The sequence below is a fragment of the Mesorhizobium sp. M1A.F.Ca.IN.020.03.2.1 genome (assembly GCF_004023205.1).
Taxonomy (GTDB): domain Bacteria; phylum Pseudomonadota; class Alphaproteobacteria; order Rhizobiales; family Rhizobiaceae; genus Mesorhizobium.
Map to the genome: position 1 here is coordinate 16933 of NZ_RZSV01000053.1, position 13314 is coordinate 30246.

Sequence of the window (13314 nt, forward strand, 5' to 3'; positions counted from 1 at the left end):
GCTTTCAGCCGCGCAAGATAGGCTGCCCGCCGAAAATATCCGAGTGGGGCGGCTGCTGAAAACCTCCCCGCGCCGGAAATGCATTTTCCGGATCGGCCCGTTTCAGGGATGCTTTCCCGGAAACGGGGGCCGGTTGAGAATGCGGCCTATTGACGGGCCGCGATGGCGGCTGCCGCTCCCATCATGAAGCTGGCGGCGGTGCGGTTCAGCACCTTGAGCGCGCGCGGCGATCTCAGGAACCAGCGCGCCTTGGCAGCCAGCGCCAGATAGGGGACCAGCACCACGAACAGGACGACAACGGTCAGCGCGACAAGGATCCCGTAGTCGGCCGGCGTGATCGTCTTCAGGTCGACGATGGTCGGCGTGATGGCGAGATAGAAGATCATCGTCTTCGGGTTGCCGAGCGTCACCGTCAGCCCGGCGATGAAGCTCGACGCCAGGCCGCTTCTGCCCTTGCGCGCCTCGACCGTCTCGGGCGAGATGCCGCTGGTCCAGAAGCGCCAGGCAAGGAAGGCGAGATAAGCGACGCCCGCCCATTTGATGGCGAGAAACACCATGCCGAAGGTCTGGGCGACGAAGGCGAGGCCGAGCACGACGGCGGTGAGGTAGGTAATGTCGCCGAGCATGAGACCGAACGACATGGCGAGCGACGGACGGAAGCCGGAGCCGAGCGCGCGGGCAACAAGCGCCGTCACGCCGGGACCCGGAATGGCGGCGGCGACGCCGAGGGCGGCGCTGTAGGCGAGAAATCCTGTCAGTGTCATGGTTTGAACCCAGCGCTATCCCGGGATCGGGATCCAGAGCGGCAGCCTCCTACCACGGTGCCGGGGCGGCGTTAATTGCCTTGCGGCCGGATTCGGTTGCACCAGCGCCGCTTCAGGACCGGCCGTCGCCGTAGGTGACGCGCCATATCGTGCCGTTGCCGTCCTCGGTCAGGATCAGCGAACCATCGTTCGCCACCGCGACACCGACCGGCCGGCCCCAGACCGCATCGTCGGCAATGACGAAGCCGGTGGCGAAATCCTCATATTCGCCGGTCGGCTTGCCGTCCTTGAACTTCAGCCGCACCACCTTGTAGCCGGTGCGGACATTGCGGTTCCACGAGCCGTGCAGGGTGACGAAGGCGTCGCCCTTGTAGTCGGCCGGGAAGTTGCCGCCCTCGTAAAAGGCGATGTTGAGCGGCGCCGAATGTGCCTGGATCAGCACGTCCGGCACCGTGACCTTGCCGGCGAGATCGGGCCGCGCGCCTTTGTGGCGCGGATCCTCGTTGTCGCCGATATAGTACCAGGGCCAGCCATAGAAGGCTCCCTCCTTGACGGCGGTCGCATATTCGAAAGGCACGTTGTCGCCTAGCTCGTCGCGTTCGTTGACGACGCACCAGAGCGCGCCCGTGGCCGGCTGCACCGTCATGCCCGAGCAGTTGCGCAGGCCGGTGGCGACCATCCTGCGGTTCTTGCCGTCAGGATCGAAAGCGAGCACATCCGCTCGGCCTTCCTCCGCGCCCCAGGTAGCGCCGAGCGGTGCCGATCTCGCCCATTCTTCGACGCCGCCCTTCGGCCTCGCTCCCATGCCCTCCGCGGTATTCGAGCCCGAGCCGACCGAGAGATAGAGCGTTTTGCCGTCGGGCGAAAAAGCGATGTCGCGCGTCCAGTGATGGCTCGACGGGATGTCCGAGACGATCGTTTCGGGCTCGCCGGAAGCTTTGAGGTCGCCGTCGCGATAGGCAAAGCGGACGACGCTGTTGCTGTTGGCGACATAGACCCATTGCGGCTTGTCGCCCGGCGGATAGAAGGCGATGCCGTAGGGCCGGGTCAGGCCTTTGGCAAAGACCGACTTCTCGGCGGCCTTGGCGCTGCCTTCGGCCAGTCGATAGACGCGGACCTGGCTCGCCCTGCTGTCGGCGACGAAGAGATCGCCGTTCGGCGCCGTGCGCACGACACGCGGGCTGCTGATGCCCGAAGCCACCAGCTCGGCCGAAAAGCCGGGTGGAAGGGCTGGCTTGGCATCCTCGGGGCGATCGGTGACACCGCCGCCGTTCGAGGCGGATTCGGCGACATTCGGCTTCGGGAGATCGTCGGGCCTGATGAGGCGCCGCACGCCGGGCCGGTCGGCCTTCCAGTCACCGAAGGCCTTCTTGCCGGTGAGCAAGGGCTGATCGGCCTGTTGCGCGACGGCGCCGGAGGCCAGGAGCAAGGCGAGGGCGGCAAGGCCGGCAATCCGTATCATGCTGTTCTCCGTTATTCGCCAACGTGCATCAGCAACCAGACAGCGAATATCGGGCAGGCTTTCCAAAAGAGAAGCCGGGCATGCGGATTTTGACGGAAAGCGCCGGCAGTTCAGCTCTCTTCGATATCCAGATCGTCGTCGAGCTGCTTTTCCAGCGCGACCAGATCGGCCGGCAGCGGCAGGCCCATGGCGCGCATTTCCCTGAGCTTCTCGCGCAGTAGCTCCTGGATCTCGTGATCGTCTTCCGGTTGGTTCACCATCTCCTCGAGCAGCAGGCTGATCTGGGCCTTGAACGATTCCAGCGCCATTTCCACCCTCCTTGCGACGTTTCCCGCTCGCCTATCTCAGCATGCGCGAAATCAACTGGGCCGTATAGTCGACCATCGGGACGATGCGGGCATAGTTCAATCGCGTCGGGCCGATGACGCCGAGCGCGCCGACGACGCGGGCATCCTTGTCGCGATAGGGCGCGACCACGAGCGACGAACCGGACAACGAAAACAACTTGTTCTCCGAGCCGATGAAGATGCGCACGCCCGGACCTTCCTCGGCGAGGTCGAGGAGCTGCAGCAGTCCGTCCTGCGTTTCCAGATCCTCGAACAGATGGCGCAGCAATTCGAGATCGGCCTGGGCGGTGACGTTTTCCAGAAGATTGGCGCGGCCGCGCACGATGAGGCGCGCCGGCAGGCCGCTTTCGGCGCCGGCCCAGACCGCGAGGCCCTTCTCGACCAGCTCCTGCGACAGCGTGTCGAGAGCCGCCCTGGTCTCGTCCTTGATGCGCGCGATCTCGACCCGGGCCTCGGCCAGCGTGCGGCCGCGGATATGGGCGTTGAGGAAGTTCGAGGCCTCGTGCAGCTGCGAGACGGTGATGCCGGCCGGCAGGTCGACAACGCGGTTCTCGACATCGCCGCTCTGCGACACCAGGACGGCGAGCGCCTTGGTGGGTTCCAACTGGATGAACTCGATGTGCTTCAGAGCCACCTCGTTCTTGGCGGCGAGCACCAGGCCGGCGCCGCGCGACATGCCGGAGAGCATCTGGCTGGCCTCGGTCAGCATATGCTCCAGCGTGGCGCCCGAGCCCGAGGCACGCACCTGCGCCTCGATGACGCGACGCTCGTCGTCCGACAGATCGCCGAGCTCCATGAAGGCATCGACGAAGAAGCGCAGGCCGGTCTGGGTCGGCAGGCGGCCGGCCGAGATGTGCGGCGCGTAGATCAGCCCCAGATGCTCGAGGTCGCTCATCACGTTGCGGATGGTGGCCGGTGACAGCGACGACGGCAGGATGCGCGACAGGCTGCGCGAGCCGACCGGCTCGCCGTCGCGCAGATAGGAATCGACGATCCGCCGGAAGATGTCGCGCGAGCGCATGTCGAGCGACTGAAGCACGGGCGGCTGCGATGCGGGATCGACTGCCTTGTTCATTCCAGCGAAAAACCTCCTATCGAAAGATATAGACTTAAGCCTCCGTGGTGCAACCCGGGCCATTTTCGCTAGCGCCGTTTCGTTGGCGCCCCGTTTCCTTGGCGCCCTTTTCCTTTGCGCCATCCGTCGCATGCGTCTACAAGCCGCCGACGAATCCAAAACCATAGGAAAGAAGGCCGAATGCGCCCCTCCAAACGCCAGCCCGACGAAATGCGCGCCATCTCCTTCGAGCGCGGCGTCTCCAAGCACGCCGAAGGCTCGTGCCTGGTGAAGTTCGGAGACACGCATGTGCTGTGCACGGCGAGCCTGGAGGAAAAGGTGCCGGCCTGGATGCGCAATTCCGGCAAGGGCTGGGTTACGGCCGAATACGGCATGCTGCCGCGCTCGACGGGCGAGCGGATGCGCCGCGAGGCTTCCGCCGGCAAGCAGGGCGGCCGCACGCTGGAGATCCAGCGGCTGATCGGTCGTTCGTTGCGCGCCGTTGTCGACCTGCAGGCGCTAGGCGAACAGCAGATCACCGTCGACTGCGACGTTATCCAGGCCGACGGCGGCACCCGCACCGCCTCGATCACCGGCGGCTGGGTGGCGCTCTATGACTGCCTGCGCTGGATGGAAGCGCGCCAGATGGCCAGCGTTTCCAAGGTGCTCAAGGACCATGTCGCGGCGATCTCCTGCGGCATCCATGACGGACAGCCGGTCATCGATCTCGATTATCTCGAGGATTCCTCGGCTGGCACCGACGCCAATTTCGTCATGACCGGCAAGGGCGGCATCGTCGAGATCCAGGGCACGGCGGAAGGCGAGCCCTTCTCCGAAGAGCAGTTTTCGGCACTGATGGGACTGGCCAAGAAGGGTATTTCGCGGCTGGTGAGCCTGCAGCAGATGGCGGTGGCGTAGGTTTTCGAATGCCGAGCCTAGGCACCCCCCTCTGGCCTGCCGGCCATCTCCCCCTCAAGGGGGGAGATCGGACCTCACCTCGGCCTTCGCCAATCTTCGCCGTCGAGACACTGTCGGTGGAGCTGCCAATCTCCCCCCTTGAGGGGGAGATGCCCGGCAGGGCAGAGGGGGGCGTCTCGTGACCCCCTCCGCGATTTTGGAATCAGCACTCTATGTGACTGATCTGGCTGAGGCCGAAGCCTTCTATCGCGACATCCTCGGCCTGGATCCGCTGGGCAAGGTCGAAGGCCGCCACGTCTTCTTCCGCTGCGGCAACGGCGTGCTGCTCATCTTCAATGCCGAGGCGGCGAAAATTCCGCCGGCGCCCGACGCCAGGCTGAAGGTGCCGCCGCACGGCACGGTCGGCGAAGGGCATCTTTGCTTCACCGCGACTGCGGCCGAGATCGCCGAATGGCGCAAGCATTTGGCGGCCAAGAACATCGCCATCGAAAGCGATTTCGAGTGGCCGCAGGGCGGACATTCGATCTATATCCGCGACCCTTCGGGCAATTCGATCGAGTTCGCCGAACCAAGGATCTGGGGTCTCTGAATGCATTCTTTGAACGGACAAAAGATCGTCGTCGCCAGCCACAATGAAGGCAAGCTGCGCGAATTCGCCGACTTGATGGCCCCGTTCGGCTTCGAGGCGAAGTCGGCCAAGGATTACGGCCTGCCGGAACCGGACGAGACCGGCACGACCTTCGAGGAGAATGCCTATATCAAGGCCTATGCCGCCGCCAAGGCCACCGGCCTGCCGGCGCTGTCGGACGATTCGGGGCTCTGCGTCGACGCGCTCGACGGGGCGCCCGGCGTCTACACCGCCAACTGGGCCGAGACGGCGGACGGCACACGCGATTTCGGCATGGCCATGCAGCGCACCGAAGTGGCCCTGCAGGAGGTCGGCGCGACCGAGCCGGCGCAGCGCACCGGCCGTTTCGTCGCCGTCATCTGCCTCGCCTTTCCCGATGGCGAGGCCGAATATTACCGCGGCGAGGCCGAAGGCACGCTGGTCTGGCCGCCGCGCGGCACGCTCGGCTTCGGCTACGATCCGGTGTTCCTGCCCAACGGCTTCGCCAAGACTTTTGGCGAGATGAGCGCCGAGCAAAAGCATGGGAAGCCCGGCCAGGCAACAGCCCTGTCGCACCGCGCCCGCGCCTTCCAGAAGTTTGCCCAGGCCCGCTTGGATTTGGCGCGGCTGGATCTGGCGCGGCTCAAGTCAAAATGATCGGAACAGGCCAGACCATGCCGCTCGACCGCAGCCCCGGCTTCGGCGTCTATATCCATTGGCCGTTCTGCGCGGCCAAATGCCCTTACTGCGACTTCAACAGCCACGTTCGCCACCAGCCGGTCGACCAGGAGCGTTTTGCGCGGGCCTTCGAGACGGAGCTCAAGACGATGCGCGCCCGCACCGGGCCGCGCGAGGTGACCAGCGTCTTCCTCGGCGGCGGCACGCCGTCGCTGATGAAGCCGGAAACGGTGTCAGCGGTTCTGGAAGCCGTAGCGAAGAACTGGACGGTGCCTGCCGGGATCGAGGTGACGCTGGAGGCCAACCCGTCCTCGGTCGAGGCGGAGCGCTTCCGCGGTTATCGGGCGGCCGGCGTCAACCGTGTCTCGCTCGGCGTGCAGGCGCTGAACGACAAGGACCTGCGCTTCCTCGGCCGGCTGCACAATGTCGAGGAGGCGCTGCACGCCATCGGGCTGGCGCGGGAAATCTTTCCGCGGCTCTCCTTCGACCTGATCTATGCGCGGCCCGGCCAGACGCCGGAGGCTTGGGCTTTAGAGCTTGAGGAAGCGATCGGGCACGCCGCCGACCACCTGTCGCTCTATCAGCTCACGATCGAGGAGGGCACGCCGTTCCATGCACTCCACTCAGCCCGAAAATTCGTCCTGCCCGACAACGACCATGCCGCCGACCTCTACGCGCTGACGCAGGAGGTGACCGCGGCGCACGGGCTTCCGGCCTACGAAATCTCCAACCACGCGCGGCCGGGCGCGGAAAGCCGGCACAACCTGACTTATTGGCGCTACGGCGAATATGTCGGCGTCGGACCCGGCGCGCATGGCCGCTTCGTCGAGAACGGCCGCCGTACCGTGACGGTCGCGGAAAAGATGCCTGAGACCTGGGCCAACCTGGTCGAAGCCAGGGGCCATGGCGTCAACGGCGGCGAGGTGCTGACGCGCGCCGAAGAAGCCGACGAGTTCCTATTGATGGGGCTGCGGCTGGCCGAAGGCATCGACCTCCAGCGCTACGAGACGCTTGCCGGGCGTAGTCTGGCGAGCGACCGATTGTCGGTGCTGCAGGAAGAGGGGCTGGTGGCGCCGGTCGGCAACGCCCGCCTCCGCGCCACGACCGCCGGCATGATCGTGCTCGATGCGGTGGTGGCAGACCTCGCGCGGTGAAAAAGGTTCTCTTCGTCTGCAGCCAGAACCGCCTGCGCAGCCCTACCGCCGAGCAGGTGTTTTCCAGGCGCCGCGACCTCGAGGTCGAATCGGCCGGCACCAATAACGGCGCGGACAACCCGCTGACGCATGAACTGGTCGCGTGGGCCGAGATCATCTTCGTCATGGAGAAGGCGCATCGCGTCAAGCTGCAGAAGAAGTTCCGGTCAAGCCTGATGCGGGCACGGGTGATCTGCCTCGACATCCCGGACAACTATGCGTTCATGGATCCGGAACTGGTGCGGCTGCTCGAGGCGAAGGTCACTAACTATCTGGGCTGAATGGCGTCAGGCGCCAAGCATGGCGATTCGCTCCTCGCTCCGCCTGGGATGAGGCGAGAGATTGCGAAGGGTCGCAGCTGCTCTAGGCGTCGTGCTTCTGACGCTGCTTCCCGCGATCCTTTTCCGCATGCGCGTCGCCGGAACGGCCCTGCTTCAGGTCGGTCTTGTCGCGGCGGTTCCCGTGCTGGGCGGCGATCGGATGGGAAGGAATGCCCTCGCGGGCGGTCTTGCTTTCGAGTCGTGTGATGAAAATGTCGAAGCGATTGGGCATCGTCCGGTCAGTGCTCCGTCGTGCTTTCGGTTTCGGTCGAGGCGTCTTGAACCGCGGGGCTTGGAAGCGGCTTCATCGCTTCCTTGTCCTTTGTCCTGGCGGAGGGTTCCCGATCCTCCGAACCGGCAACCTTCTCCGATCCGGCAAAGCGCTTGCAGCCCGAATAATAGGGCGTGAAAGCGTCTTGAATGATCAGGCTGTCCATCCTGTCCTCCTCCTCGGGAATCAGGGGTAAAATCCGCCTTACGCGGTTTGGTTCCGCATCGTGGCAAAGGCATGGCGATTCCCTTGCATCGCCATCACGTTTTGCAACCGCAGATCAGCCGTGGCAAACAGTGGCGCGTGGGGAGGGCCTCAATTGACCGGCGACAAACGCAGCTATGTAATCGGGCAGACCGAAATTGCGGCGCGGCCGCTGGAGCCGGCGCTCTATCTGGTGGCGACGCCGATTGGCAATCTCGCCGATGTCACGCTGCGTGCGCTGGAGACGCTGGCCGGCGCCGACATCGTTGCCTGCGAGGACACCCGCGTCTCGCGCGTGCTGCTCGAACGCTACGGCATTCGCCGGCGCACCACGGCCTATCACGAGCACAATGCGGCCGAGGCCGGGCCGAAGCTGATCGAGTCGCTCGCTGCCGGACAAAGCGTGGCGCTGATCTCGGATGCCGGCACGCCGCTGGTTTCCGATCCCGGCTACCGGCTGGTCGGCGAGGCGCTGGAGCGCGGCATCCGCGTTATTCCGGTGCCCGGACCGTCGGCGGCGCTTGCCGCGCTGACCGCTTCCGGCCTGCCTTCCGACACCTTTCTGTTCGCCGGCTTCTTGCCGGCCAAGGCGGGCCAGAGGCTCACCAAGCTCGAAAGCTTCAGGCAGGTGCCGGCGACGCTCATCTTCTATGAATCGCCGCGCCGGCTGGCCGAGACGCTTGCTGCGATGGCGCAAGCGCTTGGCGGAGCGCGCAAAGCGGCGATTGGCCGCGAGCTGACCAAGGCGTTCGAGGAGATGCGAACGGGAACGCTCGGAGAGCTCGCCGATCACTACGCGGCGGCCGAGACGCCCAAGGGCGAAATCGTGGTCTGCGTCGGCCCGCCGGAGGCGGCCGAGGACCAGCCGGCCGACATCGACCGGCTGCTGTTGTCTTTAGCCGCCGAAATGCCGGCCTCCAAGGCGGCGGCGGAAGCGGCGAAAATGACCGGTGGCCAGAAACAGGCGCTCTACCGCCGGCTGATCGAGCTGAAGGCGGACGGCGGTGGCTGAGCGCACCGTCGTTTATCGGCGAAAAGCCTATCGGCGCGGCCATCGCGGCGAATGGCTGGCGGCGCTGGCGCTGATGCTGAAGGGCTATCGCATCCTTGCGCGCCGCCATCGCACAAAGCTCGGCGAGATCGACCTGATCGCCAGGCGCGGCGACCTTGTACTGTTCGTCGAGGTCAAGGCGCGGCGGACGCTGATGGATGCGATGGAAGCGATCGCCCACGCCTCGGAACGGCGCATCGAGGGTGCCGCCGACCTCTGGCTGTCGCGCCAGCCGGACTATGGCCGGCTGTCGGTGCGCTTCGACATGGTGGCGGTGATGCCCTGGCGCTGGCCAGTGCATGTCGAGAATGCATTTTACGGGCGGAATTGAGGGGCTTACCCTCCCAACGATAAGCTCACCCCCAGATCATCAGCGCCGCCAGTCCGAGCCCGCCAACCACCAGCCGCCACCAGCCGAACAGCGAATAGCCCTTGCGCGAGACGTAATCGAGCAGGAAGCGCACCACGAAAAGCGCGGTGACGAAGGCGGCGATGAAGCCGACGGCGATGATCGGCAGGTCGGCCGAGGTCAGCACGTTGCGGTTCTTGAACAGATCGAAGGCGAAGGCGCCGACCATGGTCGGCATGGCGAGGAAGAAGGAAAACTCCGCCGCCGCGCGCTTGTCGACGCCCAAGAGCAGCGCGCCGACGATGGTCGAGCCGGAGCGCGAGGTGCCGGGTATCAGCGACAGACACTGGAACAGGCCGATCTGCAGATAAAGCCTGGTCGGGAAGCGCTCGACATCGCGGTAGACGGGCTTCAGGTTCATGCGGTCGACGGCGAGCAGCACCACGCCGCCGATGACCAGCATGATGCAGATCAGGCGCGGCGATTCGAACAGGAAGGTCTTGATAAAGTCATGCGCCAGCGCGCCGATGACCGCCGCCGGCAGGAAGGCGATGAGGATGCCGATGGCGAAATGCCTTGTCAGCCGGTCATGCGGCAGTTCGAGCAGCATCTTCCAGAGGCGGCGGAAATAGACGCTCAAGATCGCAAGAATCGCGCCGAGCTGGATCAGGATCTCGAAGGCCTTGCCGGTCGAATGGAAGCCGAGGAAATGGCCGGCGAGCAGGATGTGACCGGTCGACGAGACCGGGATGAATTCGGTCAGGCCCTCGATCAGCCCAAGCAGCAGTGCTTCGACGATGGTCTGGCTTTCCATGGCAACCTCTGCTTCGAGTGACGGCTAAGGGGAAGGGCTTGCTTGTCATGGCGCGGAAGTGCCCCTATAGGTCGCAACACATGACAGTCCCTGGAATCGGGCCGCCAAGACTTACCGGCGCTCACACCAATTTGCCAGTGCGCCCTATCATCGCGGAACCATGCTGACGCTTTTTCACCACCCGATGTTCGCCACCTGCCGGTTCGTCCGCCTCGCCTTCGGCGAGTATGGCGAGGAGCTGGCCTTGATCGAGGAGAAACCCTGGACCCGGCGCAAGGAGTTCCTGGCGCTCAATCCGGCCGGCACGCTGCCGATCCTGCTGGCCGAAGGCGATGTGCCAATCGTCGGCGCCATGGTCATTGCCGAATATCTTGACGAGACACGCGGGGTGCTGAAGCGCGACAGGCGGCTGTTTGCCGAGGACCCGATGCAGCGCGCCGAAATCCGGCGACTGACCGACTGGTATCTCAGCAAGGCCGAAAGCGAGGTCACCCGCCATCTGGTGCGCGAGCGGGTGCTGAAGCCGGTGATGCCGGAGACGGCGGGCGGCGGCTCACCCGATTCGGGCGCAATCCGCGCCGCGCGCGCCAACATCCGCCAGCACATGAAATACACCAACTGGCTGGCGGGCACGCGTCATTGGCTGGCCGGCAACAAGGTGACCTATGCCGACCTCGCCGCGGCCGCGACGCTTTCCGTGCTCGACTATCTCGGCGAGATCGACTGGCGCGAGCACGCGGCGGCGCGCGAATGGTATACTCGCGTGAAATCACGGCCGTCGTTCCGGCCGCTGCTCACCGATCGCGTGCGCGGCCTGTCGCCGGTATCGCATTATGCGGACCTCGATTTCTGACACGACGAAGCTGCGCGCGCTGATCGACGCGGAGGCGCGCCGCGCCGGCTTCGACGCCGTTGCCGTCACCCGGCCGGACGCGATCCCGCTGGCTCCCGCGCGCCTGGCCGAGTTTGTCGCCGAGGGATTTCACGGCTCGATGGACTGGATCGCCGAGACGATCGGGCGGCGCGCCGAGCCTTCGACGCTGTGGCCGGAAGTGCGTTCGATCATCGTGCTCGCCATGAACTACGGTCCGGACCGGGATCCGCGCGATGTCCTCGACAAACACGATCGCGGCGCGATCTCGGTCTACGCGCACAATCGCGACTATCACGACGTGATGAAAGGTCGGCTGAAGGAAATCGCGGGCAAGATCGTCGCGCGGGCCGGCGGCGACGTGAAGGTCTTCGTCGACACCGCGCCGGTGATGGAAAAGCCGCTTGCCGAAGCCGCGGGGCTGGGCTGGCAGGGCAAGCACACCAATCTGGTGAGCCGCGAGCATGGCTCATGGCTGTTCCTCGGCACCATCTTCACCACGGCCGAGCTTGAGCCGGACAAAGCCGAGATCGACCATTGCGGCTCCTGCCGCGCCTGCCTCGACATCTGCCCAACCGATGCCTTCCCGGCGCCCTACCGGCTCGATGCGCGGCGTTGCATCTCCTACCTCACAATCGAGAACAAGGGACCGATCCCGCGCGAATTTCGCGAGGCGATCGGCAACCGCATCTATGGCTGCGACGACTGCCTCGCCGTGTGTCCGTGGAACAAATTCGCCAGCGTCGCCGCCGAGGCCAAGCTTGCCGCTCGCGAAAATCTGCGCGAGCCGCGGCTGTCGGAGCTGCTGTTGCTCGACGATGCGACGTTCCGCTCCTTTTTCTCGGGCTCGCCGATCAAGCGCATCGGCCGCGACCGTTTCATCCGCAACGCGCTGATCGCCGCCGGCAATTCGGACGATGCCTCGCTGACGCCGGTCGCGCGCGGCCTAATCGACGACGGCTCGCCGCTGGTGCGGGGTGCGGCAGTATGGGCGCTATCGCGACTGATGGAGCGGCGCGATTTTGCGGAGCTCGCCGCATCGGCCTTGCAGGCCGAAGGCGATGCAACGGTGCGCGAGGAATGGCTGTCAGCGCTGCCGGTTCCCGCAAAGGACCATTGAAGAAGAGGATTTAATTGATGGGCGAGAGACGCTTCTTCATTTTCGGCGCCGGCTATTCCGGCAAGGCTTTTGCGAGAGCCAATGAAGATGGCGCGCCGATCCTTGGGACGACGCGATCGCCGGAAAAATTCGAGGTGTTGCGGCAGGCAGGCATCAATCCGTTAAGCTTCGACGGTTCGTTGACGGCGGAAATCAGCGATGCGCTTCGGCACACAACACATCTCATCGTCTTGGTCGCTCCGGACGAAGCGGGCGATCCGGTGCTCAACGCGGCAGGCGAGGCGATCCGGGCCAAGATGCCGGCGCTCCAATGGATCGGCTATCTTTCCACCGTCGGCGTCTACGGCGACCATGGCGGCGCCTGGGTCGACGAGAGCGCCGAGTGCAGGCCGGTTTCGAAGCGCTCGGTAATGCGGGTGGCGGCCGAACAGGAATGGCTGGCTCTTGGGCGGGAAATCGGAAAGCCGGTAGCGATCCTGCGGCTTTCCGGTATTTACGGCCCGGGCCGCAACGCGCTGGCCAATCTCGAGGACGGCACCGCGAGGCGGCTGGTCAAGCCCGGCCAGGTCTTCAACCGCATCCATTGCGACGACATCGCCGGCGCCCTGTGGCACCTGGCCGATAGCAATCGCGGCGGCATCTTCAATGTCACCGACGACGAGCCGGCGCCGCCGCAGGATGTCGTCGCCTACGCCGCCGGGGTGATGGGCGTGGAGGCGCCGCCGGAAATCCCCTTCGAAACCGCGCAACTTTCGCCCATGGCGCGGTCCTTCTACGGCGAAAACAAGCGCGTCGCCAACGCGGCGATCAAAGCGGCAGGCTACAGCTTTCGTTTGCCGAATTACCGGGTGGCGCTGGAGCGGATGTGGGCCGACGGCAACTGGCGAGACGGACAGCCGCGCAGTCCGATGAAACGCTCGTGAGCGAAGCGACGTGCATGGCGTGATATGATTCGCGCCTGAACTGCGTCGCGAATCTTTCAGCTTCGCTCCATGCGCTCCAGTTTTGATTTTATGCATGTCTTTATCCCGAAACCGGGTCCCACTTTCGGGAGACATGTTTTAGCATGCCGCCTGAGATTGCGTCGCGCCACTGGAGAGGGGACCCGACCTGATGACGTTGCGACCGCTGCCCGACAGGAAGCCGTTCCTGACCGCCGCGCTTGCCCTGGTGACCTTAGCCGGGCTGGCGGCGGCCGCGATCTCGGCCGAACCGCGCGCAAAAGACCTGTTCGGCGCCAAGAAGCTGCCGGCGGTGGCGCACGCGCAATCGTTCGGCTTTTACTCAAGAG

General features: G+C 65.2%; 17 protein-coding genes. 10 read left to right on the top strand and 7 right to left on the bottom strand.

Features of this window, described 5'->3' with window-relative positions; genetic code table 11:
* Positions 1-146: 146 nt before the first annotated feature.
* From EOA79_RS11415 to hrcA, 4 genes are all read right to left on the bottom strand, one after another.
* Entirely contained in the window at positions 147-764 is a 618-nt protein-coding gene (locus tag EOA79_RS11415) for a LysE family translocator (RefSeq protein ID WP_095825076.1), read from the bottom strand.
* A 112-nt stretch (positions 765-876) separates the two neighbouring features.
* On the bottom strand, positions 877-2226 hold the full coding sequence (locus EOA79_RS11420; RefSeq protein WP_127335342.1) for a sorbosone dehydrogenase family protein: 1350 nt from the start codon (positions 2224-2226) through the stop codon (positions 877-879).
* 110 nt (positions 2227-2336) lie between these two features.
* Positions 2337-2534 carry a hypothetical protein gene (locus EOA79_RS11425; RefSeq protein WP_067003314.1) on the bottom strand — a complete coding sequence of 66 codons (198 nt, stop codon included), beginning with the start codon at positions 2532-2534 and terminating at the stop codon, positions 2337-2339.
* A gap of 31 nt (positions 2535-2565) precedes the next feature.
* Positions 2566-3648: a heat-inducible transcriptional repressor HrcA gene (gene hrcA, locus EOA79_RS11430; protein WP_067003197.1), complete on the bottom strand. Its 1083-nt coding sequence runs from the start codon at positions 3646-3648 to the stop codon at positions 2566-2568.
* 180 nt (positions 3649-3828) lie between these two features.
* On the opposite strand from hrcA, the gene rph reads away from it, so the two are divergent.
* From rph to EOA79_RS11460, 5 genes are all read left to right on the top strand, one after another.
* Positions 3829-4545 (top strand): ribonuclease PH, encoded by a 717-nt coding sequence (gene rph / locus EOA79_RS11435; RefSeq protein ID WP_067003199.1) that lies wholly within the window; start codon positions 3829-3831, stop codon positions 4543-4545.
* Positions 4546-4723: 178 nt separating this feature from the next.
* The gene (locus EOA79_RS11445) at positions 4724-5134 is read left to right on the top strand and encodes a VOC family protein (protein WP_095825079.1); all 411 of its coding nucleotides are present in this window, start codon (positions 4724-4726) and stop codon (positions 5132-5134) included.
* On the top strand, positions 5135-5809 hold the full coding sequence (gene rdgB / locus EOA79_RS11450) for an RdgB/HAM1 family non-canonical purine NTP pyrophosphatase (protein ID WP_095825080.1): 675 nt from the start codon (positions 5135-5137) through the stop codon (positions 5807-5809).
* Positions 5806-6984 (top strand): radical SAM family heme chaperone HemW, encoded by a 1179-nt coding sequence (gene hemW / locus EOA79_RS11455; protein WP_095825081.1) that lies wholly within the window; start codon positions 5806-5808, stop codon positions 6982-6984. Before rdgB ends, hemW begins: the two co-directional genes overlap by 4 nt.
* On the top strand, positions 6981-7304 hold the full coding sequence (locus EOA79_RS11460; protein ID WP_095825082.1) for a low molecular weight protein tyrosine phosphatase family protein: 324 nt from the start codon (positions 6981-6983) through the stop codon (positions 7302-7304). The genes hemW and EOA79_RS11460 overlap by 4 nt, the downstream gene beginning before the upstream one ends.
* A gap of 82 nt (positions 7305-7386) precedes the next feature.
* Here the strand turns inward: EOA79_RS11460 and EOA79_RS11465 are convergent, their stop codons facing one another.
* On the bottom strand, positions 7387-7575 hold the full coding sequence (locus EOA79_RS11465; RefSeq protein ID WP_067003209.1) for a hypothetical protein: 189 nt from the start codon (positions 7573-7575) through the stop codon (positions 7387-7389).
* 7 nt (positions 7576-7582) lie between these two features.
* Positions 7583-7780, bottom strand: coding sequence for a hypothetical protein (locus EOA79_RS11470; protein ID WP_067003211.1), 198 nt, complete (start codon positions 7778-7780; stop codon positions 7583-7585).
* 153 nt (positions 7781-7933) lie between these two features.
* On the opposite strand from EOA79_RS11470, the gene rsmI reads away from it, so the two are divergent.
* The gene (rsmI, locus tag EOA79_RS11475; protein WP_095825083.1) at positions 7934-8830 is read left to right on the top strand and encodes a 16S rRNA (cytidine(1402)-2'-O)-methyltransferase; all 897 of its coding nucleotides are present in this window, start codon (positions 7934-7936) and stop codon (positions 8828-8830) included.
* Complete coding sequence (locus EOA79_RS11480; protein WP_095825084.1) at positions 8823-9200, top strand: YraN family protein; 378 nt, start codon at positions 8823-8825, stop codon at positions 9198-9200. The genes rsmI and EOA79_RS11480 overlap by 8 nt, the downstream gene beginning before the upstream one ends.
* Positions 9201-9225: 25 nt before the next feature.
* On the opposite strand, the gene EOA79_RS11485 is transcribed toward EOA79_RS11480, so the two are convergent.
* On the bottom strand, positions 9226-10032 hold the full coding sequence (locus EOA79_RS11485) for an undecaprenyl-diphosphate phosphatase (protein ID WP_095825085.1): 807 nt from the start codon (positions 10030-10032) through the stop codon (positions 9226-9228).
* A 160-nt stretch (positions 10033-10192) separates the two neighbouring features.
* Here EOA79_RS11485 and EOA79_RS11490 point away from each other — a divergent pair, with 160 nt between their 5' ends.
* From EOA79_RS11490 to EOA79_RS11500, 3 genes are read left to right on the top strand one after another with little or no spacing between them, the layout of a single operon-like run.
* A complete protein-coding gene (locus tag EOA79_RS11490; protein ID WP_067003220.1) occupies positions 10193-10885 on the top strand; it encodes a glutathione S-transferase family protein in 693 nt (230 codons plus the stop codon).
* Positions 10866-12023: a tRNA epoxyqueuosine(34) reductase QueG gene (gene queG, locus EOA79_RS11495; protein ID WP_095799535.1), complete on the top strand. Its 1158-nt coding sequence runs from the start codon at positions 10866-10868 to the stop codon at positions 12021-12023. The genes EOA79_RS11490 and queG overlap by 20 nt, the downstream gene beginning before the upstream one ends.
* A 17-nt stretch (positions 12024-12040) precedes the next feature.
* Complete coding sequence (locus tag EOA79_RS11500) at positions 12041-12946, top strand: SDR family oxidoreductase (protein WP_095799536.1); 906 nt, start codon at positions 12041-12043, stop codon at positions 12944-12946.
* Positions 12947-13314: the final 368 nt, after the last annotated feature.